The sequence below is a fragment of the Nitrosospira sp. Nl5 genome (assembly GCF_900102495.1).
Classification (GTDB): domain Bacteria; phylum Pseudomonadota; class Gammaproteobacteria; order Burkholderiales; family Nitrosomonadaceae; genus Nitrosospira.
On record NZ_FMVQ01000010.1, the window covers coordinates 84423 to 107573 of the forward strand.

General features: G+C 51.5%; 12 protein-coding genes and 5 pseudogenes. 5 read left to right on the top strand and 12 right to left on the bottom strand.

Annotation, left to right across the window (positions count from 1 at the left end):
• Nucleotides 1-157: 157 nt before the first annotated feature.
• From BLP45_RS10565 to BLP45_RS10580, 4 genes are all read right to left on the bottom strand, one after another.
• The gene (locus BLP45_RS10565) at nt 158-397 is read right to left on the bottom strand and encodes a hypothetical protein (RefSeq protein ID WP_090372422.1); all 240 of its coding nucleotides are present in this window, start codon (nt 395-397) and stop codon (nt 158-160) included.
• Nucleotides 398-708: 311 nt separating this feature from the next.
• Nucleotides 709-5124 (bottom strand): nSTAND1 domain-containing NTPase, encoded by a 4416-nt coding sequence (locus BLP45_RS10570; RefSeq protein ID WP_090372424.1) that lies wholly within the window; start codon nt 5122-5124, stop codon nt 709-711.
• Between the two features lie 4 nt (nt 5125-5128).
• Entirely contained in the window at nt 5129-7114 is a 1986-nt protein-coding gene (locus BLP45_RS10575; RefSeq protein ID WP_090372426.1) for a TRAFs-binding domain-containing protein, read from the bottom strand.
• A 308-nt stretch (nt 7115-7422) separates the two neighbouring features.
• Complete coding sequence (locus BLP45_RS10580) at nt 7423-7698, bottom strand: TIR domain-containing protein (protein ID WP_256327785.1); 276 nt, start codon at nt 7696-7698, stop codon at nt 7423-7425.
• A gap of 699 nt (nt 7699-8397) precedes the next feature.
• Between BLP45_RS10580 and BLP45_RS14980 the strand changes: the two are divergent.
• The 4 genes and pseudogenes from BLP45_RS14980 to BLP45_RS14985 form a co-directional block, all read left to right on the top strand.
• Nucleotides 8398-9226 (top strand): annotated as a pseudogene (locus BLP45_RS14980) (IS3 family transposase); the annotation flags it as partial.
• Between the two features lie 133 nt (nt 9227-9359).
• Nucleotides 9360-10748: a toll/interleukin-1 receptor domain-containing protein gene (locus BLP45_RS10595; RefSeq protein WP_176754726.1), complete on the top strand. Its 1389-nt coding sequence runs from the start codon at nt 9360-9362 to the stop codon at nt 10746-10748.
• On the top strand, nt 10745-11806 hold the full coding sequence (locus tag BLP45_RS10600) for a hypothetical protein (RefSeq protein ID WP_143002436.1): 1062 nt from the start codon (nt 10745-10747) through the stop codon (nt 11804-11806). The genes BLP45_RS10595 and BLP45_RS10600 overlap by 4 nt, the downstream gene beginning before the upstream one ends.
• 236 nt (nt 11807-12042) lie before the next feature.
• Nucleotides 12043-12877: pseudogene (locus BLP45_RS14985) on the top strand (IS3 family transposase); the annotation flags it as partial.
• Nucleotides 12878-13028: 151 nt separating this feature from the next.
• Here the strand turns inward: BLP45_RS14985 and BLP45_RS10615 are convergent.
• A pseudogene (locus BLP45_RS10615) lies at nt 13029-14092 on the bottom strand (IS3 family transposase); the annotation flags it as partial.
• A gap of 83 nt (nt 14093-14175) precedes the next feature.
• Here BLP45_RS10615 and BLP45_RS10620 point away from each other — a divergent pair.
• Nucleotides 14176-14427 (top strand): annotated as a pseudogene (locus BLP45_RS10620) (transposase); the annotation flags it as partial.
• Nucleotides 14428-14617: 190 nt separating this feature from the next.
• Here the strand turns inward: BLP45_RS10620 and BLP45_RS10625 are convergent.
• The 7 genes and pseudogenes from BLP45_RS10625 to BLP45_RS10655 form a co-directional block, all read right to left on the bottom strand.
• Nucleotides 14618-15638, bottom strand: a pseudogene (locus BLP45_RS10625) (IS481 family transposase).
• Between the two features lie 541 nt (nt 15639-16179).
• Entirely contained in the window at nt 16180-16635 is a 456-nt protein-coding gene (locus BLP45_RS10630) for a very short patch repair endonuclease (RefSeq protein ID WP_090372442.1), read from the bottom strand.
• 39 nt (nt 16636-16674) lie between these two features.
• Nucleotides 16675-17355: a DNA-3-methyladenine glycosylase family protein gene (locus tag BLP45_RS10635; RefSeq protein WP_176754727.1), complete on the bottom strand. Its 681-nt coding sequence runs from the start codon at nt 17353-17355 to the stop codon at nt 16675-16677.
• On the bottom strand, nt 17300-18625 hold the full coding sequence (gene dcm / locus BLP45_RS10640; protein WP_090372445.1) for a DNA (cytosine-5-)-methyltransferase: 1326 nt from the start codon (nt 18623-18625) through the stop codon (nt 17300-17302). The genes BLP45_RS10635 and dcm overlap by 56 nt, the downstream gene beginning before the upstream one ends.
• Complete coding sequence (locus BLP45_RS10645; RefSeq protein WP_090372447.1) at nt 18619-19668, bottom strand: hypothetical protein; 1050 nt, start codon at nt 19666-19668, stop codon at nt 18619-18621. Before BLP45_RS10645 ends, dcm begins: the two co-directional genes overlap by 7 nt.
• A 621-nt stretch (nt 19669-20289) precedes the next feature.
• Nucleotides 20290-22743 (bottom strand): DUF3987 domain-containing protein, encoded by a 2454-nt coding sequence (locus tag BLP45_RS10650; RefSeq protein ID WP_090372449.1) that lies wholly within the window; start codon nt 22741-22743, stop codon nt 20290-20292.
• Complete coding sequence (locus BLP45_RS10655; protein WP_090372451.1) at nt 22740-23039, bottom strand: hypothetical protein; 300 nt, start codon at nt 23037-23039, stop codon at nt 22740-22742. Before BLP45_RS10655 ends, BLP45_RS10650 begins: the two co-directional genes overlap by 4 nt.
• Nucleotides 23040-23151: the final 112 nt, after the last annotated feature.

Sequence of the window (23151 nt, forward strand, 5' to 3'; positions counted from 1 at the left end):
CAGTACCGCTTCGGCCTTCAGGCTGAAGGCCATGAGGGTGATGAGAAAATTGTCGTTATCTCCGGGCTGCACTAGGGAGACCTGAAAGCGGACGGTAATCGGGTTTTGCTTTCCCGGTCGAAGAGTGTGATCCAAGGCTTGTTGGGGTCAATTGATTTCATTCTTCCAGGGTGGAGACTACCAGGGCAAGCGCAGTGGGGGCAGGTCCCAGAAGGACAGTTGCGACCTTGATCGCCTCATGCGCTTCCAGGCCGTCGGCATGCTCCTTGTAGGAGGAAAACCTCCTGTCCTGGATTACCCAGCCGATATTCTCCAGCACGTCGAAGTAGGCGTTGTACCAGTCGATGACGTGGGTCTTGTCGGGCACCTTTTTATTGGCGGCTAGCTGGGCGAGCAACTGGAGTTGACGATATCTGCCCGCCGCTCCGCCGAGACGCCTTTAACGAATGAGACGATATCTGAGGCCACCACCACTACCTGATTCTTTTGCGCATCGAAGTCGATGACAGGACCTCGGTCAATGGCCTCGAAACCTGCGGGTGATTCAGGGAGGTCTATGTTGTTCAGGAAGTGGTTGGCAGATGCTGGGGTGACGATACTCGTGGCGAAACTCCCTTTGTGATTAGTTTGAATTTTTTTTCGGATCAGTGCGATGGAACGATGAAGCTTGAAAGCAATAAAGCAAATGAGGTTATGGTGCCAAATTCATTATTTCAAGGCCGAGCCAATGCCTGAAAGTTGCGAGTCGTCAGGAGGAACTGGCAGGCCCGGGCATTGTTCCACGTAGGGAATGTCGGGCGATACCCATTCGCGCCATTCTTGATAGCTCATGTTGCGCATGAGTTTTCTACACAGCTCATCGGGCCAGATATCTGTGCGAGGCCAAAGCCTCAGCATTTTGTCCATGCCGCCCGAGGCTATACGCGTACCATCCGGACTGAATGCTACACTCAGCACCGCACCCATGTTTACTGCTTCGTTCTCGTGCCCGCGTATGGGTATGCCGATTGGCTGTCCAGCGCTTGCATTCCACAACTGCAGGGTTCTGTCATAACTACCGGATACCAGGTAGGTACCGTCCGGGCTGAAGGCGACACTCGTCACCCAAAGCTTATGCCCCTGCAAGGGCTTACCAATGGGCGAGCCGCTCCTGGCGTCCCACAGCCGTAGGGTGCTATCACTACTGCCCGAGATGATGCGGTTGCCATCCGGGCTAAAGGCCACGCTCCACACTGCACTCTGCCCGCGCAGGGGCTCCCCGATGGGCTTGCCGGTTTTGGCGTCCCAGAGACGCAAGGTCTTGTCCTCACTGCCCGAGATAATGCGGCTGCCATCCGGACTGAAGGCCACGTCCATTACTCTATCCTCATGCCCGCACAGGGGCTCGCCTATGGGTCGGCCGGTTTTGGCATCCCACAGCCGCAAAGTCTTATCCCCACTGCCGGAGACGATGCGGTCACCATCCGGGCTGAAGGCCACACTTTCCACTGAACCCTTATGACCATGCAGAGGCTCGCCGATGGGTCGACCTGTCCGAGCATTCCATCGCTGCAGCGTCGTGTCTCCATTTCCAGAGACGATCATAATGCCGTCGTAGCTGAGCGCCACACCCAGCACCCCTCTTATTAGCTCTTGCCTATCCCTATTTCTACGCAGGGGCTCCCCGATGGGTTGGCCAGTGTTGGCATTCCACTGTCGTAACGTATCATCACTACTGCCTGTAACGATCCGGGTCCCATCGCGACTGAAGGCGACACTTGTTACCCAGCCCTCATGCCCATGCAAGGGCTCACCGATGGGTTGTCCCATGTCAGCGACCCATAGGCGCACGGTTCCGTCCCGGCTGCCGGAGACGATGCGGCTGCCATCGGGACTAAAGGCTACACTCGACACTACACTCTTATCCACGCGCAGGGGCTCGCCGATGGGCCGGCCGTTACTAGCGTCCCACAGGCGCAGGGTGCTATCACTACTGCCCGAGACGATGCGGCTGCCATCCGGGCTGAAAGCAACGCTTTCCACTGTATACTTGTGGCCGCGCAGGGGTTCGCCGACGGGCTGGCCGGTCCTAGCATCCCACAGGCGCAGGGTTCTATCACTACTGCCCGAGAGGATGCGGCTACCATCCGGGCTGAAAGCAACGCTTTCCACTGTATTTTCGTGTCCATGCAGCGGTTTACCGATGGGCTGTCCAGCGCTTGCGTTCCACAACTGCAGGGTCCTGTCATAACTACCGGATACCAGGTATGTACCGTCAGGACTGAAGGCGACACTTGCCACTAGCCACAACTTATGCCCCTGCAAGGGCTTACCAACGGGCTGGCCGGTCCTGGCATCCCACAGGCGCAGGGTGCTATCACTACTGCCCGAGACGATGCGGCTGCCATCCGGACTGAAGGCCACGCTTGTTACTCCCTCCTTATGACCGCGAAGGGGCTCGCCGAGGGGTCGGCCGGTTTTGGCATCCCACAGCCGCAGGGTGCTATCACTACTGCCCGAGACGATGCGGCTGCCATCCGGACTGAAGGCCACGCTCGTTACTCCCTCCTTATGACCGCGAAGGGGCTCGCCGATGGGCCGGCCGGTGTTGGCATCCCACAGCTGCAAAGTCTTAGCCCCACCGCCGGAGACAATGCGGTTGCCATCGGGGCTAAAGGCGACAGCTGAAATCTGCTCTTGGGTGGTTATTATTTTCTGGGAGTTTCGTTTGCTTATCAGCATAGTCAGCAGTTCGGATTCTATTTCACTTGCGGGCGTTATGCGCCATGCGGCAAGCAGTTGCAGGATGGCACGCTCGTCACCACCAAGCTGTGCTCCACTTGCAATGGCCTGACTTTGAGCAACCAGCCTGAGACTATTTGTTTGCGTTTGTGCTACCACCGCCTTTGTTCGCTGCTCCTCAGTATTTAAATATGCTCGAATAGTAACGAGGAGGGCGGCGAGTACGATGAAAACCCCTCCCTGAAGATACCGTCTGCTTATTAGCAGTTTCCGCGCTGCTTGGGTTTGCTCGGCTGCCAGCGCTGTTGCTGCATCTTCCCGTTCCTTTGCAACTTTCAGCTCAGTTTCTGCCTTCCTTTGCTCCGCCTTGGCAAGCTGCTGGGTAATGCGCTGGCGCTCTTCTGCTGCCACTTGTTTTTCCTGTGCCGCCACAATTTCAGCCTGTCGCTGACGCTCTTCTTTTTCTTGCTGCAGTCTCTCGGCGAGGCGGGATGCGGTCAAGAAGGCGGCAACTTCCCCAAAATGGTTCTTGTACCGCGGTTTTTCAAAAAGTGCCTCAGCATTCGCCAATCGCTCGCTCTTGATAAGCCACGCGTTACCCCGATTGTTTTTTTTCCAGGCAAGGGCTTCGCGCTCAAGTGTATGTAGCGTCCTAAGATCTTCTTTTTCTGCAGCAAGCCAATCTTTTAAGGTTTTCCAAAGCCTCAGCAGGCTCTCATGCGCGATTTCCACAACATCTCGGCCTCCGCGGCTATCAATCAGGAGCAAGCGCTTATTGATGAGCGCTTGAATCAATTTGCAACTTTCAGAGTCAAATCCGGCCAAATTTGCGATTTTACGAATCGGTTGATTCGTATCCGAGTCGATCGTGACAAGGTGGGGAATGAAAGCGTCATGCAACGCCTCAAGCTGCTTCTGCCGTCGATCTGGATCGACATCAAGTATGGATTCGATTTCGCTGTTGATGACGTTCTCGAGTCCTCCCATGGTCTCGTACTCATCGAGCTTCAGATCCCCGTCTTCGCTGAAGTCCCGGTAAAGGCGCGACAGGGTGAGGCTTAACAGGGGTAGCGTATCCGCACCATCCTTGTAGTCTTCCAGCAGCTTTTTTACCAGATCCTGTCTGATCTCCAGTCTATGGCCGCCTCGGGTTGCCCGCTCGGCTGGTCGTTCGATAATTTCCTTGAACTGCGTTGACGGCATGGGTTTGAGCGAGTCAAACAAGTCGGCTTTGAGCCCTGTGAGTTGCTTAGCAGTTTGCAGCTGCGCATACCGGTCGGAGCGAATGGTAAAGGCAACAATCAGCGACAGTGCCGAACCTTCGGGTTTGCTATCTTCGGAGGGGATATCGGCATGCAGCACATTGCCAATAAGGTTTAAAAATTGCTCTGCCTCAGACTTATTTTCGGTAATGAAGAGTTCCTCGGCCTGGTCAATCGGCAGCACCAGCGTGGGAGAAGGCGCATCCTTTGGGAAAGCCACCAGTACCTTACGCGCTTTATCCTGGATTTGGCGCAGCATTTGCTTAAACGTTTGCGCGCCCTTGCCCAGCTCGGCCTTGATCTCGCCTAAATTCTTTGGTGTCAGGCCCAAGGCCTGGTTGGCATAATGGATAGATTGCGCAAGCCCGCGATCCCCAAAGATGGGGCTGGATTCCGGACGAACTACAGTCAAAGGATAGAAACGCCGCTCATCCCGTTCCAATCTTGAGATTAGGCCTGCGCGGAGGAAGGATGACTTGCCCGTGCCGGAGGCACCGAGGATCACGAAAAGCGGCGTGTCCCCCGCAAGCCGCAGCTTCTCGAGTTCCGCCAGGCCCTGCAGTATTTCGGCGTCGCGCCCGAAGTAAATCCCTGCATCGATGACATCCAAAGGCTCCAGGCCGCGATAAGGGTCGCGATCCTGTTCTCTGGTGTCGGTGGGCGGCCATGGGAATGTTTCCGGAAGGGTGCCAGATATGCGTGCATCCAACAATCCCAGCCGAATGCGGGCCAACCCGTCAGCAAGAAAATGAACCGGCGGCTCCTTGGGACCCAGCGAAATCTCTGTGACCGAACCTTCGCCAAAAAGACGAACACCCTGCCATTCCCGGGTTTTGTCGGTAACGTCGAATTGACCGATCTGGGCGACAAGGATAGGAACGTTAAAGTTTTCTGCTGTGCGATATTCAGCTACGCATTCGGAAGAACTGATCCAATCTGCTGAAGTCAGGCAGAGAAGCGCCTGGCTTTGCTTGTTGGCTTGCGCCAGGGCATCTTTCCAGCGCTTGCCAAGCTTGATGCCCGTTTCCAGATCGAAATCGAGGAATACCTCGTCCTTCCACCCTTGGGATTCTAGCCATAGCTTCATCGCAAGTGCCTCGCGATTGTTTTGGCTTGCGTGGCTCAGGAAGATCTTGGCCATAGCGTTACCCGAGATCTTTCATTTTGATCCATGTCGTCTGCCCGGTCCTGCTCTCGACCTCTTCATACATGTGCGCGGTTCCACCACGTCCGTCGCCTTTGTTGCCATCCCACAGGCAGATGAATTGCACTTTCTTGATGCCGTATGAGAGAGCGGTGTAGAGCAGCCACAGGTTGCAACGCTCGTAAGGGTCTACACCCTTGGGCGGCGGCCCTAGTTCGTCGGGGAGGATGCGAGGAGGTGGTGTTAGGCTTGATGTCAGATCGTAGTAGCGCTTCCTCCATTCCTCGCCTTCCTCGGAAGGGAGAATCGATTTCCGGATGAAGTCTGGTTCCGGAAAGGGCAGCATAAGTTGCAGGCGCACCCCGCGTTTTTTGCATGCTTCCAGGAACAGGATGTCCCCGCCGCTTGCCCCTTGGGCAAGAGCAAGGTCATCCGGTCCTGCTCCGAGTTCATCGAGTGCTTCATCGATTTTTTGTGCCGCAACCTCTGCCTTGGCTTGCGGAAAGCGCGCGGTTTTACGTCCTGGCTCATCAACCCTGTGGCCGCTGAAGAGAAACACCTGCCGTGGCTGCCAGTTCTTTTCTGGCTCATCAAGCTCACTCAAAACACGCTCAAAGGTAGCAATGCCCGCATCCACCGCCTCCAGGCGAAAGCCCAGATCCTTCAGCATTCTCAATTGCGCGCAAGCTGAGTCGAGGTAAAACCAGTTGTTGTCGCTTATAGCAATGGCTTCCTTGTAGGCTTTCCGGACCAATGCCGGCATGGCCTCCAGCACATCAAGATCACCGAGTGTCGCTTTCGCCCAATACAACTGGCCGGGGTCGGTCTCGCATTCCGCGGCGAAGCGCACGGCCCCTGCCATTATCTGCATTGTATGGTCGTAGCGATCCTCACCGGTCAAATGCCGGTAGAGATGCATCAGGGTAAGGGCATTGATACCTGAGAAATAGTGGCGCGGATCATGTTTGAAGCCTCTCGCATAACTGTCGATGGCAGCGCTTAGCAGGGCATCCTCATAAGCGGCATCGTCGACCATTTGTTCCGAAGTTCTTCCGAGGCGTCGCCATTTCTTGATCCAGCCATCCTTGTCGATCCGCCCCAGCAATGCCCAAATCTCCGCATCATTGGGATATTTCTTCAACACCTGACGATAATGAAGCCTTGCACGATCCAGCGAATGGCTTGGCTCGCCCGCCAGCGCCAGCCTTTGCAGGCACAGGCCCTTTTCCCGCAGACCGTTGAGGTTTTCCGGCTCAACCGCCAGCCCGCGCTCCAGCTGTTCCAGCGCAAAGCAGAACCGGCCTGCCTTGCGCAAGGCTTCTCCCGCCTTTATCCGTGCTTCTGCACGGAAGGCGGCAATGGGGGCTTCATCAGCCAGGAGGAGCAGATCACCGATATGCCGGGTCGAGCATGCGAGAGAGATACGGTTTTCCCAGGCATCATGCTGCTGCCAGAATTCCCGTACATTGCCTACCCGCAGGGACTTCCAGTCCGGTTCCTGCAGATTTGGAAGCAAGTGATAAACAGGACTTTCCTTGCGCTCGTGCCAGGAGGCCATGGTGGCTTCGACCATCTTCGCGAGGCTGAGCCTGTCGGCCTCCAGGGTCGCTGGGTCGAGCTTGCCATCCAACAGGTTATAACGCAGCTTGCGCTCAGTGTAGAGATCGAAAGCAGTGGTAACTCGGCCGCCACAGACTAGTATAATGCCGCGCGCTCGCAGGGCGTGCCGCACACCAAGTTCGTACCAGACATTGGGATTGTCGATGGTGAGGTCGGCAACGACCAGGTCGGCGATCAGCAATTCCTGGAACATGTCGGTGATGATGTCGCCAGCGCGCTGTTCCTCATCGGCGCGGAAGACTTCCATATCCGCCGCTTCCAGCGCTGGACGGATGTACGCCGAATATACTGAATTGAAATCGATCAATCGTCCGTCCAGACCGGGCTTGCTGCCAAAGGGCATGGCGACAAAAGCGTGGGGTTTCATGGAGAGAAGGTCTTGGGCCAGGCTGTTATATGATTGTTTGGAATGGCTAGCTACGTCAATTTGCGTGAGTTTCTACCTATTCTCTCGCTCCTTGTTTTGGGTGCTGCGCAGTGCTTGGCCTGGGCAATCTCAACCTTCATTAACCATAGGAGGCTTGGCACCGAGCATAAGGAAATTTTTTCAGTTTGCAGGAACCGTTTGTTTGCGAGCATATATTTAGAGACAATTCCGGGAAAACAGCGCAATTTATCAAAACTGTCCACTGGAGTCGTTAAAAGTTAGAAAATACCTTTCAGATCGCCCCAGATTCAAATCCGTTTTTGTATGAAATCGAGCAGGCGCAAGTGAATAGAAGTAATATCATTTCTATCTCGTAGGGATAGGTATATTCCTCCTCCGATATCCGCTGGCATTTTTGCTCCGGCTTCCCTCACTACGAGAACACGCTCCCGGCCCTTCGCCTCCATGAACATACCCATTTCGAATATCACATTATCTCTAGGTGCTGCGAAATTTTCCTCGCCGAAAAACTCGTCATCCTTTGTCAGCAGCATTATGGCACCAAGACACGTCTTGGATGCCAAACCGTTGGGATGGCCGGACCATCTATTGCTGACTTATCATGCCAACGAGCAAATGCCAGAATGAGAACGCCGTGGCAGCGAGCCATAATGTTTCTTACGGCATCAAAGGTATAAGGCGACCGCAGTGGTAATCCGGACACCTGAAATTCTTGAGGCTCGATGCCTGCGTCGCGTAAATTTTTAGTATTGCGTGCTTGAACGTCCTCTGTGCCTCCAAGAGATTATGGTCTCGTGGAACACTTACAAAAACACGCTTGGCGCGCGGCTTTGCTTTATCCATATTTTCTCCAACGCAGCGAAAGTGATCAACAATCACTTTGTCGTAAACTAAATCGTTTCACCCAATTCCAAGCGCTCATTTAGGGTCCAAGCAAGAATCACAGTACTTCGAATCGGTCGAAATACTCTGGTGGATAGACTAGGGTGTCGATGCATTGTAATTCCCCATACATCACATGTATATGGAAATAATGCAGATATGAATCTAAAGGTATTGGATCAGAACTTGCCGCATTCTAATGACGGTAGCTCTCCTTGTTCCTTAAGCGTCCCCCTGCTTTCCAATATCATCAGGTGTTCACATGCTCGCTTACGCAAGCTTGCGGTTTCCGCTCGGCGTCTTAAGGCTGCTAGATTAAGAAGCGTCTTAATGAGGTCCGTCCGCCAGATATGGTTGCCGGCGTTCGCCTTGACCACCTCCTCGCGTTGCAGATGGTGGACTACATCGTGAGCCACCATGACTTGAACATGCGGCGGGCCTGCAGGTTGATGAAGCAATCGCGCAGCGTCCAGTACTATCAGAGCGTCAAGGATCGGAAGCAGGCATTAAGAGGGCGTATGCGGGAGATTGCAAAGACACGAGCGCGTTATGGCTACCGGCGAATCCACGTGCTTCTCAAGCGTGAAGGCTGGCAGCTAGGTAAAAACCAGGCGTATCGGCTTTATAGCGAAGAGCAACTGCAGCTTCGCTCGAAACTGCCCAAGCGCCGCAAGATGGTCGTGACACGCCAAGCAAAGATAAAGCTGAGCAAACCCAACGAAGCATGGAGTATGGACTTCGTGGCCGATCAGTTGGCCAATGGCATGAAGTTTCGTACGTTGACCATTGTCGATGTCTTCAGCAGGCAAGCGCTGGCGATCGAAGTGAGTCAACGCTTGCGAAGGAACATGTGGTCGCCGCTTTAAACCGATTGGCGGCGCGCCGGTGTCCTCCCCAATATCTTTTTGTCGATAACGGCAGCGAATTCTCGGGCAGTTGCTCGATCTTTGGGCGTACCATCAGCGGGTACAGATCGACTTCAGTCGGCTTGGAAAGCCAACGGAAAATTGCCACATTGAGACGTTTAATCGATCATTCCGCGATGGATGCCTGAACTTGCACTGGCTTGAAACGCTGGAAGAGACAAAAGCGACCATCGAGGAGTGGAGGCGGGACTACAACGAGAGTCGGCCTCACTCGACTCTCAACGACTTGGCGCCAGCTGAATTTGTACGCTGGGCGGGCCTTTCAAGCCCTGCCCCGGTTTAACTAACGCCGAAAACTAATGCTCGGAATGGCCCTGAAAACCCAAGCGGATCAAGCGACCTGGAGATTCACTTTCAAACCGGCTACAAAAAACCATAGTGGGTCCGATTTTCTAAGCCTTAAACAAGGATATTTTATGAATTTTGACTCTTCTATCTCTTCCAAGGTTGCCGATACCAACGATAGAAACAAAGCATTTAAGTATTGGGCGTTTATTAGCTATAGCCACCGAGACAGGGAATTGGCGTCGAAATTGCATGATCGGTTGGAGAAGTATCAGGTGCCGACCGAATTAGTAGGTCTTAAGTCTATCGATGGATATTTACTTCCAAAACGTCTTTACCCAATCTTTATTGATCGTCAAGAATTGCCCTCTTCTTCCGGTTTGACGAAATCCATTCGGGAGGCGCTTTCAAATTCTCAATATCTTTTGGTAGTTTGCTCACCTAATGTGGTCGACTCGGAATGGGTCAATAAGGAAATTCACTTTTATAAGTCTCTCGGCCGAGAAACTAAGATCCATTGCGCAATTGTGGCTGGAGAGTTAAGTCCATCTTCTCGCATCAGTGCGCTAATTCCTCGATCGCTTCAACTTGAGGATGAGCCGCTAGCAGTAGATATACGAACTACGAATAAAGATCGCCAGCAAGAGATGATTAGGTTGATATCAGGTCTTCTCGGTGTAGATTTTAGTGTATTGAGAAATCGCGAAAACATTCGAAAGAAAAATTCAAAGATCAGATACGTAATGCTCACTATATTGGGCCTCATTATCCTTACCACAGGAATGTCATATCTGAAAAGAGAACGTACAATAGAAGGGCATAAGATTTTGCTTAGTAGCGCGGGGATTGAACCAAGACGGAATGAAATTATTGACTTTGGAGAAAAGGTCCGTAATGCGCCATCTCATGCTGTAATCCGATGGCAAGATAAAAGTTTTATCAAATGGGAAGAGAGTCTGCAACATTCAGCCATACTGGATGATGTAAATTACGCAGTCGATATAGAAAATCAACATGTGATAGTTTTAGGGCGTGACAATCAAAGTGTTATTGGAGTGTACAAACTCCCTCTGATGCACGCGATTCTCGGGGAAGTAGATATCGCAGACGAATATACGTTCGATTTTGAGGGACCTATCATTCGGATGTCATCAAGTATTTATGTTATTGGACTAGTAAAGCAATCATCATCTGCTGGTGGTGCTGAGAATGCAATAGCCGTAGTTGATCCAGTCAATAAGCATATCGGTATTGCTTGGAATGAATTAGAGGAAGATAAACGGGGTGAGGGGCTTTTGCTAAGTCCAGATTGTATGCACTTAGGTATCGCTACTCAAGACCTTAAGCGTATCAAGCAATTTACGTTTAAGTTTAATTCGAATCGAAAGCTAAATTACGTTTGGCAGACACGGTATCCAGGGCGCTGGATGGAGTTTTTTGACGTTGCGGATAAAGGTATTACCCTTGCCTGTGGGGAAAGAATTCTGGCTGTCGTAGAGAAAAACGGAGAAACAAAGTGAAAATGAGCATCCGACAAGCGTTTGCGGTGATAGCGATACTGTTTATGCAATCTCATCATTCCAATGCTATTGGCTCAGAAATTCCACAAGAGCTTGATGAGATTGCCTTCCGATTCAAGATAGGGCCCTATCAGTATACGTTGGGCAGATACAGTGGAGGTGCACAATATGGCGTGTTTGCGCTTTGCCGTGGACCAGGTCGTGTACCAGAGTGGGCTTTAGACGACGATGAGCAAAAAAACATGAAAGCGTCTAATCCGCGCCGTAAGCTCGAGTGGCCAGAGAACGATTGTTTTGGCCGTTTATACCATGGAGAGGGAGGTGCCTGGCTGAACTCACCTGACCAACGTTATTTTTATCTTCAAGACGTCCGCTATATGGACCATGAAACATTTTATCTGATAGATGTTACCCGTTTAACTTCATTCGATAATCTGAAAACTCCAGCTAGCGGAGGTAATGCTGGCGGGTCCGGCCCTAGCCCCGCCACTGGAGAAGTAGCATTTAATAATTCCAGCAGTCTGCTGGCAGTGCTAAGTGAGGCTAAGGAGTTGTGGATTTATGACCGAGTACAGGATACTAAGTGGGTTTTCCGCACATCGATTCCTGGATTTTACCAACTCGCTGCTATTCAACCACTTGATAGTCAGCGCATCTTGCTTTGGAGCGACAACGGAGAAGTATCGCTCTTAAATATTGATAAGCGTGAGAAGAAACGAATAGGTACTGTTCCTGGTTTCAGAAATGACCCTAATTCGTTCGATCTTAGATTTGTTATTGTCTCCCCAAATCTTAAGTATGCTACTTTTGTTAGCAAAAAGGGGGTCTGGGTCCTCCATGTCCCAAGTGGAAAAGTCTCGGCATCTGTCTCGGCAACAGAGAAGTGGGTGCCTGACGTCAGTTGTGTTGACCAATACGGCGTCGAGAAGGTTGGCACTGTCTTGCCAAGAAGCGCGGGCCGTTGCGGACGCACAATTATTAAAGACAATGGCAACACGACAATAGCAGGTGCAGATGGATCGCTCCGAGAATTAAAAGCAGCCGGGTCAGTGAATTAGTTGTGATGATAACAACCTCGGCTGACCGATAAAACTATCGCATTTTTTCGACTAGACGCTCGCACAGTATTTTCCCGCCCAAGCTGCCCTTAGGCCTGTGAGAGTTATAGAAAGCCTTCCATTCAGCCAGCTTGGCATGCAGGTTAACCGTCTTTATAGGTCGGCAGCTGATATGACCTGCCCCTTTCATTAGCTTCATAACGTAGTAGAGTCCGATTCTTAAAAAGGAGTGGACCATGAAGAAGCGAATTAGCGTGGAGCAGATTATTGGATTTTTGAAGGAAGCGGATGCGGGCATGGCTGTGGTGGAGTTGTGCCGCAAGCATGGTTTTTCCGATGCTTCCCATTACAAGTGGAAGGCGAAGTTTGGCGGCATGGACGTCTCCGATGCCAAGCGGCTTAAGGCCTTGGAAGAGGAGAATAACAAGCTCAAGCGACCGCTGGCTGACGCACTACTTGACAACGCGGCATTGAAAAATGTCGTTTCACGAAAGTGGTAAACCCACAAGCGCGGCGGGAAGCTGTTATGGCTCTGAAGACAGAACGACAGTTCTCTGAACGCAGAGCTTGTGGGCGGTAAACATTTCCACTTCCGTATTTCGCTATCGCGCCCAGCCAGACACATCCAGGCAATTACATGAGCGCGTTGTTTCGCTTGCCGCACAAAGGCGGCGCTTTGGCTACCGGCGTATCCATATTCTGCTCAGACGCGAAGGCTGGTGTGTCAATGTTAAGCGGATCTACCGACTGTACCGCAACGCGGGATTAGCAGTGCGAAAGCGGATCGGTCTGACAGAAAGAGCTCCCTTGCTACTTCCTGAAACACCCAATCATGCCTGGTCAATGGATTTCGTGCATGATGGCCTTGCCGATGGCAGACGCCTTCGCTGCCTGAATGTGGTTGATGACTGTACCCGGGAAAGCATCGTCATCGAGGTCGATACCTCTATTTCGGGAGAGCGCGTGGCACGGGTATTGGACCGAACTGCAGAGTATCGGCCTCTACCAAAGATGATCAGGGTCGATCACGGACCTGAATTCACCAGTCTGGCAATCGATGCTTGGGCTTATGCTCGCGGTGTAAAGCTGGCATTCATTCGTAAGCTTCCCCTTTTGAGAGACAAGCAAAAAGTAGAACTTTCTGGCAGGTGACGTCCCCCCAATTCTGGTGGGATTCAAAACTAGAATCTGGCCGTTTCTGGCAGTCTGACCTGGTTAGATTTAACGTATTCGCTGGGGTCAGTTTTCCAAGCGAACCGTGAGGTCTGTGATCATTATAGTCGCGTCTCCACGCTTCGATGATATGCTTTGCCTGCTCCAGGGATTCGAATTCGTGAGTGTTCAGACATTCATCGCGTAGCCGGCCATTGAATGACTCGCAAAGCCCGTTGTCCGTAGGCTTTCCGGGGCGCGTGAAGTCAAGCTGCACCTTGTTCTCCCAAGCCCAGAAGTCCAGTGCCCTGGAAGTAAATTCGGTGCCATGATCCACTGTGATGCATGCTGGCAGGCGAACCGTCTTGCCAACCCGACTGAGCGCCTCAACCACGCTGCTGCCGGTTAACCGAAAACCCACCTCTAATACCGGACTCTCGCGACTCCAGTTATCGACGACCGTCAGAACCCGAAACGGTTGCCCATTGACCAGTTGATCGTGCACGAAATCCATGCTCCAGCGCTGTCCTGGTCCTGTAGGCGCCGGTGCCGGCCCACGGTGCAGGCTCATACGCTTCTTTCGGCGTACCCGCATGCGCACTTGAAGACCTTCCAGGCAATACAACCTGTGGACTCGAGATTGACATGCCAGCCTTCGCGCCGAAGCAGGACGTGAATACGCTCGTAACCAAACCGTGGACGACTCATGGCAATGTCGCGAATGCGCATGCGCAATCCTGACTGATCCCTGGCCCTACTCTTGCGGTACCAACCGCCGCGAGAGAAATTGCCTAGCCGACACGCCCGCTCAACGCTCACCTTGCACATGTCGATGATCCATTGAACAACTTCCCGGCGGCGTGTCGGCGTCAGACCTTTTTTCGGATGACCTCCTGCAGGATGCTCTTGTCCAGCGTCAGATCAGCTACTACGCGCTTCAACCTTGTATTCTCTTCCTCAAGCTGGCGCAACCGCCTGACTTCGCTGGCGCCCAGATCGCCGTACTTCTTCTTCCATATATAAAACGTGGCTTCGGATATGCCAAGACCGCGGCACACGTCCATCACTGGCATGCCGGCCTCCTTGTCGCAATGCGTATGCCACTTGCACTTCCGTAAATTGGGATCTCTTCATCGCTTCAAACTCCTTCAGTAGGGGAGCCAGATGCGACTTTACTCTAATTTAGAACTGCCCCAGTTTTTGGGGATGACGTCAGCATCCAACCGAGCAAGCCCACGCAGAATGCATATATCGAAAGCTTCAATGGGCGATTCAGGGATGAGTGCCTCAACGACCATTGGTTCTTATCCCTGCACGAAGCACGTGTCCTGATCGAAGCATGGCGAAAAGATTACAATTCAGTACGGCCGCATAGCTCGCTTGGCAATATCACGCCAGGCGAATTTGCGACCCAACATCAATTTTTAACCCAGAATCTACTGCACCGTGTAGCTAATTATGGGGAGTAGGTCACACCAACTTATAAGCCCCTGTCACACTTCAGCTTATCATAACAGAGCATAACCGAATGTTGCAGGCCTCGGTCTTCAGTAGCTCTAAGCTAGTTTGAACTTAAAACGCTGCCTTTCCTGATCTGTAGTAGTCGCGACTTCATCTGACAGTTACCCGATTTAACCGGCGCGGTATGTAAGATCAGATTCAATTGTTCAGTGCTGTAATTTTATCGTTCCATGCCTCCTTTCCGTCAATTAATGTTTGGATGGGTGTGCGACCGCAGCACATCTTTCCCTGATGGGTACGGTCATCATTGTAATGATGCAGCCAGTCATCCAGATCAATTTGCAGTTCCTCAATTGACCTGTATATCTTGCGCCGAAACGCGACCTGGTAAAACTCTTGCAGGATCGTCTTGTGGAAACGCTCACAGATCCCGTTGGTCTGCGGATGATTGGCCTTGGTCCTGGAGTGCTCAATACATTTAATGCCAAGTAGAGCTGGTAATCATGGGTCTCTAGTTTACCGCAGCATTCAGTTCCTCTGTCAGTCAGGAGACGGATGAGGCCTATGCCCTGGACAGCCAGGAAAGGCAGCACTCGATCATTGAGCAGATCCGCGCCTGTAATCGGGGTCTTGGTCGTATAGAGCTTGGCTGCAGCCCACTTGGAGTAGGTATCGACAAATGTCTGCTGATAGATGCGACCAACGCCCTTGATGGTCCCTACATAGAAAGTATCCTGAGACCCCAGATAGCTGGGATGCGCTGTTTCAACCTCTCCACGGGCCACATCATCGTCCTGTTTTTTCTCCAGGGCACTGACCTGCGCTTCGGTCAGCACTCCTCCCGTTTCCGCAACATGCCGCTCTAATGCCGCCAAACGCTTCTTGAACGATTCAAGATCACGGCACAGCGAGACTGAGCGTACCCCCGAGGGGGAAATAAAGATGCCCTTCTTGCGCAACTCGTTGGATACTCGCACCTGACCAAAGGCAGGCTGCTCCATGCAAATGCAGCCACCGCCATCTCAGTTGCTTCTTCAACTCGATTCCTGGGATTAGGCTTCCTGCGGTTGGCATCAATCAGTGCATCAATACCGCCTGATTCCATCGCCGATCGATAACGGTAAAAGGTGTCGCGTGAGAAGCCCATAACCTTGCAGGCCCGGGATACATTGCCAAGCTCGGCTGCAAGATTAAGCAAACCTACCTTGTGCTTGATGATATTTTGCTGAACACTACTTATGGGGTTACTCCTTGCGCTTCGCGCTTAATTTGATAAAGATTCGCACCTCTATCAAACCGGGTAACCCCACCAAAGGCAAGGCCCTACTGTCAGATTAAATCGAAACTACTATACCTGATCTTAACCCCCCCCTCTCAATTTCGCGCACGTATTTTTCACCCTAAGCAATCGCATTGGATTTTTAAAAGTCGTTGACTATTTACCCATCCCATCCCTCCTAAGGGGTAGGTCACACGTTCGATTCGTGTTCAGGACGCCCAGTGTTTATAAGGCTTTCGCCACCGGGGCTGTATTTAAGAAATTGCGATATTTTTTAGATGTAACCAATTTGTAACCGGTTAAGTGGAGCGCACTGGGGTTAACGCCCATCGTCACGCCGCACCGTATTCACTGATGCCAAGTTATCCAAGGCAAGAAGAAGGCGGACACCCTAAGCCCTTCTAGTGCCTTATTTGAGCGATAGCCGCTCTGAATTTCCCAAGGAGCGATTTTCCAACGATAAGGTCGGAGTCCGACGGGGTCAACTACCGGCTTGGCTTGGGCGCGATGATGAGTCAGGTTCGCTAGTCGTGAGATACCGTCGCAGCCTCGCCGCTAGCTGTTCGGGTAATTTGAACGAATGCTCCCATACTCTCAACACCGTCCAACCTTTGGCCCTAAGCAACCTAGAAACTTTCCTATCTCGGCGAATGTTCATTTGAAATTTCGTATGCCAGTAATCGCTGTTTTGCTTGGGAACGTGTCCACATGTTTTACAGCCATGCCAAAAGCACCCATCCACAAACAAGGCGAGACGGTGCTTCGGGAAAATAAAATCGGGCTTTCCGGGTAATAAAGAATTACGCCTCCAGCCCGTGATTTTATGCTTCTTTAATAACCTGACCATGGCCATCTCTGTCGACCGATTGCCCTTAGAACGGATATTCGACATTAGAGCAGATCGCTCTGGGGTAGTATCAAATTTCCTTCTGGACATCCATGTCCTCCGGATGGGGTAATTACTTCCCAAAGTTCGTCAAGCGGCGTCTACTAACTTCCAAAGATACCAGCAAGCAACAGACCTATATGGACGCCACGTTTTTGAAAGGTCTTCGATTAACTCATCATTCAGCTCACCAGATAGATTGTATAGTTTTCGCATCCCTCGCTTTAATCCTGAGTCCGATTTTGAAAACACATCCTGCCTATGGAGTGCAAAAATTAAGAACATTTCAGCAGTCCATCTTCCAATGCCCCGCACTTCGGTCAGTTTAGTTACAATCTCCTCGTCGCTAAGGTAGCTCATTGAAGCGAAGTCAAGTCTTCCGGCATAAGCAAATTGGGATAGCTCGGACAGACATATTGATTTGGCCCTTGAGAGACCTGCGGAAGTCATCTCATTAATGCTTCTTCCTAGGAAGTCCTCAACTACAAAAGCCTCCTCGTTACCTACCACGAGCTTAAGCCGAGCGCCTATTGAGCTTGCAGCCTTGAGTGAGAGCTGCTGCCCGATTATTGACTGCACTAGAACATCAAAAGGCGACGAACTAGGCTTAAGCGTACAAGGGCCTAAAGCCTCGATGTATTCGCTTAAGGGGTAACTCACTTGCTTGAGGTGAAGTTCCGCAGTTGCAACAACATCCATGTTATTGGGGGGAGAATTAACTTGCTTCACATAATAGGTTGCATGAAGATTTTCGGGGTAGATGCCGATCAAACGGGAGCTCATTATTCATAATCAAGTCTTCAAAGATTGCCGCTACCGTAGGCACTGAAACAGAGTTACCAAGTTGGCGGTACACCGATGCATCGTCAGGGTGGAGAGCGAATTCATCTGGGAATCCTTGCAATCGTGCACATTCTCGAGGTGTGATCCTTCTGGGCACACCGTTTTGAACGACACCCAGACGATGTGCATCACTTGAGACCACGGTAATTGCAATACTTGAAGGATCGAGAAATTTGAACACCTCGAAAGACATATTTCCGCACACAGGGTTGTATTTGCCGCCCGCCGATTTTAAGTAGCGCTTCTGGACAAGTGAGGCCAGTGTTTCCTCAACATCTTGATGCGGCCAAAACGTTCTGATCTGCTCCATGGTTAACATCTTCCCATCTTGGTGAGACCCGAAGTACTTCTTCCGGCGGTTCACTATAAGGGCATCCATTAAAGCGATCTCGTTTTCGGCACAAATGCCTTTCATGCCTAAATTCCACGAATGCAGTGAGTTCCCCCCTCTATAGTCGATCAGCCTTACGCCATGCAAGCTTTCTAAGGGCTTTCCCTTTAGTGCCCTTGTTAACCTCTCAACAAAAAGAGGGGTACATAAATACTTTTTATCGACATGCTCCTCCAAAATATTTGAAACACGCGGATACTTTATATTGCTGTGGAACAACCCGTCCTGGAGCAGCGACCGTTTGAATTTATGGGAGTCGGGTGCACCCAAATCGGACTTAATCGACAATCGAGGAACCCGACCTAGAGAGCAAACTAGGTAGAGTCGCACTCGATTCTGTGGAACGCCGAAATTCGAGCTATTGAGCAACAACGAGCAGACACCATAGCCAAGCCTTTCCAGCTTCAGCAGAATAGCGGCATAAGTCCGTCCCCCATCGTGCGTTGTAAGGCCGCGCACATTTTCAAGGAGCAACAATCTCGGTTTGTTTTCTGCATTTCCAAGGAGTCGCTCAATCTCAAAAAACAACGTTCCACGCGTGTCAGCAAATCCTTTCTGTTTCCCTGCATAGGAAAAGGCTTGGCATGGAAAGCCTGCGAGCATGATATCGTGGTCGGGCAGCTCTTCAACAAGCCGAATGTCACCCGCTGGGGTCTCGCCGAAATTTAGCTCGTAGGTTTCCTGCGCCTTTTTGTCAATTTCACTAGAAAAGACACATTCAGATGCGATGCTGCGGCGTTGAAATGCAAGTTTAAGGCCTTCCCTAATTCCCCCTATCCCCGCAAACAGATCGACGAATTTCAGCATCCCAATCCCTCAGGTTCTTCACACCTCAAAAAGAATTCCGCAAGCACCCGCATTTCTTCGGCAGATAAAGATACCGTGCAATGGCTGTACGTACAAAGGGTTTCTGATGCATTTACCCTAATATTGATGTTCCCCGCGCCGCCAATAACATAGCAAAGCTTGTGCCCAGCCTTGCTCACTGCTGCATGCATCTCCCTCGCCGCGCGAGCTTTCCTTTCAATGGTACTGTTTGTCGTTACTTGGAAGCTTACTTCGATTCCGAAGTACTTAGCGCTAGGTGACTTCACGACCACATCGAAGTTGGTGCCCTCTCCAAGGTCCTTGTGGACGACCCCTGGTAATGTGCTATTGCGTATCACTTCCCAAGTTGCTGGAAGGGCGTTTTTTAATCTTTTGACTACGAAATTTTGAGCCAACTGACCAAGGGCGTTTGATGTAGCACCCCCTGTTTGCCTGCTCACACGCAGGTAATTTTCTCTGACGAACTGGTCAAGGTCCGCGCCCGCGGACATTAATGCACCTACGCAACATTTCTCTTTAATTTCCACCGGCAAAGCATCGTCCGTTGACGTGGATCCGAACATTAGAAGCATGGCGACGTCGACCATTTTGGCCGTTAAACTATTAGATTTAAGGAGACTCTTTGCGTCTACCTTTAGGGAAGAATTGCCTAAAGCGCATTTCTCCTGAATTACGGTAAATTTATACTCATGTTCTTTACCGTTCCACGTAAATCTCATTATCCCATCAGGAAAATGATTAGACAAAGGGGGTAATTTATTCAGCGCTTCACCGCCTAGGTCAGTCAATACCATAAGATGCTTCAAAAAGCGTGGCCCAGTCAGCTCGGTATTGCTATCAAGTACATTTTTCCATGCCGAAGGGTCTTTATTAGCTATTTTTAACAGGCTTATAAACGCTTCCTGAGTTTGTAGCAAGACCGGCAGTACGCTTGTCTCACCAGCCTCGAGGAGAATGTCGGTTGGCCAATGAAGAACGGAGCTGGTTCTCAGCTCAGCCAGTGTCCTTTGATATTTTTCCATTAGTTTTACCTATGAGCGGGGGCTTGAATACGTTTTCCTGAAGAATTATGCGGGCAAGCGTCGTAACGCTCGTGAGGCGATGATGCCAACGACCAGAAGAATAGTTAACGGGTGTACTTTCATGTACTTTATGACCTCCTCAGGTAAAAGTACAGTCCTTGGTCCGCTTCCGCCTGTATTCAAACTTAAGCCCTGGCTTGCCTCCGCCGAAAAAAAACAGCTTACAGGGGAGTCGACATGCCAGCCGAATGACAGCTGCTACACGTACTTCCGGGATTAAGTTGCGCGATTCTCTACCCCCCCTCCCAATTTCGCGCACGCTTATTATTGCCTAAGCAATCGGGTTCCATCTCAAAAGTCATGACTTTTGACCCACCCACCCCCTTGCGAAAGCTGTGACTCATTTCCTCTCCAAGTGAAGATATATATGTATACGGCCGGAAAAGGGAAATAAGGCAAGAAAGGCATGGCTATTGGTTTCTAGCCCAATTGAAAAGGTAAAGATAAGGTGAGTTAAGGTACGGATAAAAAGTTGGTCTTTTCTGTAGTTACCTTTTCTCACCCTTTTTCTACCGTTAACCATCTGCTGCATCCCGCATGGATGTGCTTTTCTACCTTATCTTACTTTTTTTCATGGACGAAATAGGTGAGGGCTGGCCTCCCCGCGGTCTCCCGCTTATGTTCCTCAATCAGCGGCGGAGCTAGGCCCAACAACAGTTTTAAAGCGTCCGTCACCTTCGTGCTAGCCTTATTGTTGCAGCGTGACTGCAGTTCGCTCAGGCTGATGCCAGGTTTGGCCTTAATAATTTCAAACACCTTTGCAGCTTCGGGATCAAGCGTTCCCTCATCGTCTCCGCAATTGAATATGTAGTTTACGCTTGCATTCCAATATTCCACCCAGGCAATAGCAGCATGAAGATCCCACTCCTCAATGATGAGTCTGCTATCCATTGCAGCGAAGATCATGGCAAGCATCCGTGCATACATCTCTGAGCGGGCCAACAGGCTACCGCCCTTGCCCTCGCGATCGCGCGTGATGGACGGGTATTGTTCGACCCACAGGTCGCGGGCAGCATCGCTGAAGTTAACCTCATATATATTATCAGCGTGGAGGTTGCCATCGGTGATAACCATGATTGCATCGGCTACCCGCTGCGCCAACTCCTCAATCCTCGCCTCTGAAGTAGGGCGAGGCAAAGCGACGAGCTTGGGCCGATAAACATAGAGCATGAGGAAACGATTCAACAGTCCGTTTGCCACATCGGTTGCAGTGGCTTTTTCGCGAAGTTCATAGCCCGTAATGTGCCCTAACACCGACACGTGAGGCCGGGTAGCCCTTGTGGGACTGTTCTTCGTCAGCGGTTCTATGTCGCGACCATCAAAGAGATTGCGGATAGTGGCGGACAAAGTGTTGTTGTCGCGCCGCAACTGGGAGAGGACGTTATCAAATTCACTCTCGATGGCAAGCAATCTTTTATCCATTACCCCAGGATCGCCACCTCTCCCCTTTTCGTCGGCTTCAACCGGATCACGGATATTCCAAGCGATGCCTTCCCCTGTAGAGAGGCCACCGGTATGGCAGCGTAAATGTTCCTCGACGCCTCGCCGTTTGCTAGTGATTGCATCAACGCGCTTAAAGATCTTGCGTACGGTTGATTCTGCTGTGCCTTTGCGTGCCTTTCCGCTCTTGCCGACGATCAACGGAAAGGGCCGGCAGTGGATCACGGCATCGCCGATACGCTGAAAGACGACTCGCCCGATCGTCGCGCTAAAATAAGCCAGGACATTTGCTGCGACTGCCACAGGATGAGCTTCACTGCTGTTGCAGGCGACCTCGACAATGTCACGAATGAGTGGAGGAAACCCGACCTCCGGCATGGTAGGCGGGGCCAACGGGGCGTCCGACTTCTTATTTCGAGGCGCATCTTCCCGTTTGATGGCTTTGAGGCCGCTCCCGTCGACTTGGCTTATCCTGCCTTTTGGTACCTCACCAGTCCTTTCTATCTCCATTGCCACTGGCGTTGCCGCAGCTTGCACGTTTGTTTTGGCGTGGGGATTGAAGTCTGGATCATCTGCCTCGACTCGGCTGCCAACTAATTGCAGCTTCTGGTCTAGCTTCGGATATGGGCTAGATCGAAGTTCTGAAGTAGGCTTGCAGCTACCCGCTTTCCTTGCCGCCCGGACGGCGTGTGTTACCGCGTCTTGTCCCGACAATGTATGGAGATCATTGAAGTCAGTGGGTCTGCTGCTCATATTACATTCTGAGAAGTCCGGCAGCGCTAGTAGTCCTTCCACGGCTAGCGCTGCTTGCGTAGCTTTGGTCAGGCCCGGATTGCCCTCTGTCCATTGGTCATCATCGGCACACAGAATAAGGGTGGCCTCCTTGTATTGCCTGCGAATGGCCAGAGCCGCATGCATGAGGTTGCCTGCATTGAACGCCACCGCCACAGCGTTGCCGCTGGAGGCGTGAATGCTGCAACCAGTAGCATAACCCTCAGCAATGCAAACGAGGTCGACAGGCGCGCCCAAAAGGCAATATCCGCCGCTGATTTCACCTCCACTGAGGAATCTTTTGTTCCCATTCTCGTCAATGAATTGCAGGCTCGTAAGCTTGCCCTCAATATAGACGGGTACGAGCAGTTGGTTTCCCAACTGCCGGATGCCGCCACAAGGATGTATGCCTTTCCGTACGAGGTAGGGATGATGAGCTTGGGGAGCTTTTGCGCTTTTGTAGATCTCCGCGCCTTTGTCTGCTGCTATCGCCTGACGCCGACAGCGCTCTTCCTTTATCTGCTGGCGCGTCTCGTCGAGACAATCCCGATAAGCCTCCCGATCGGCTGAGGAAATGGTTTTTTCATCTCTGACGTTCCAGATGATCTGTGTTCCGGATATAAAGTCGCCAAAGACGGCGCTATTGCCATCGGGGGAAAGTTTGACATAACCGCTAGTATCTCCGTTGGCTTCCTTGCCTGCCGGGAAACGAAGAAAACCGCCTCCACTCTGCTTTAATGGTTCTGGCCAATACTGATGCTGGTGCATGAAATCAACCAGTGCAGTGGGTAGAAAAGGGCTCATTGCGCCGCCTCCTTTTCTATGAATTCCCAAAAAGCGTTTACCACCGTGGACTTGTTTCGTCCGCCGCGGTGATATTTAGCCGCGCAGGTCTTGCACAGGGGGCAAAAGAAAAGGGCTGGGAGCCGCCAGTTATCACGCGCGGCCTGAAGCACTACGGAAGGCCGAAACGTCCTTGAAAGAGGCTTCAGGCAGGGAGCACAGATGGTATATTTGAAGATAGTAACGGGCAATTTGTGCTTTTCCTCCAGCACTTCCAGAAGCGTCTTGCCCCGAGGCACTTTTTCATACTCGCTCATAATTGTATCTCCCGTTCCCTTATTTCTTGCAGCAGGCTCAAACAGGGGCAATGGTCGATTCCAATTCTTTTATCAGATGGAAGCATCAAAAGCAGCGCACTGGGCGCGGAAA

Excerpts from the sequence above, each read along its gene's own strand:
- BLP45_RS10570 (WP_090372424.1), bottom strand. The coding sequence starts at position 5,124 with ATGGCCAAGATCTTCCTGAGCCACGCAAGCCAAAACAATCGCGAGGCA.
- BLP45_RS10575 (WP_090372426.1), bottom strand. The coding sequence starts at position 7,114 with ATGAAACCCCACGCTTTTGTCGCCATGCCCTTTGGCAGCAAGCCCGGT.
- BLP45_RS10595 (WP_176754726.1), top strand. The coding sequence starts at position 9,360 with ATGAATTTTGACTCTTCTATCTCTTCCAAGGTTGCCGATACCAACGAT.
- BLP45_RS10630 (WP_090372442.1), bottom strand. The coding sequence starts at position 16,635 with ATGTCCAGAAGGAAATTTGATACTACCCCAGAGCGATCTGCTCTAATG.
- dcm (WP_090372445.1), bottom strand. The coding sequence starts at position 18,625 with ATGCTGAAATTCGTCGATCTGTTTGCGGGGATAGGGGGAATTAGGGAA.
- BLP45_RS10645 (WP_090372447.1), bottom strand. The coding sequence starts at position 19,668 with ATGGAAAAATATCAAAGGACACTGGCTGAGCTGAGAACCAGCTCCGTT.
- BLP45_RS10650 (WP_090372449.1), bottom strand. The coding sequence starts at position 22,743 with ATGAGCCCTTTTCTACCCACTGCACTGGTTGATTTCATGCACCAGCAT.
- BLP45_RS10655 (WP_090372451.1), bottom strand. The coding sequence starts at position 23,039 with ATGAGCGAGTATGAAAAAGTGCCTCGGGGCAAGACGCTTCTGGAAGTG.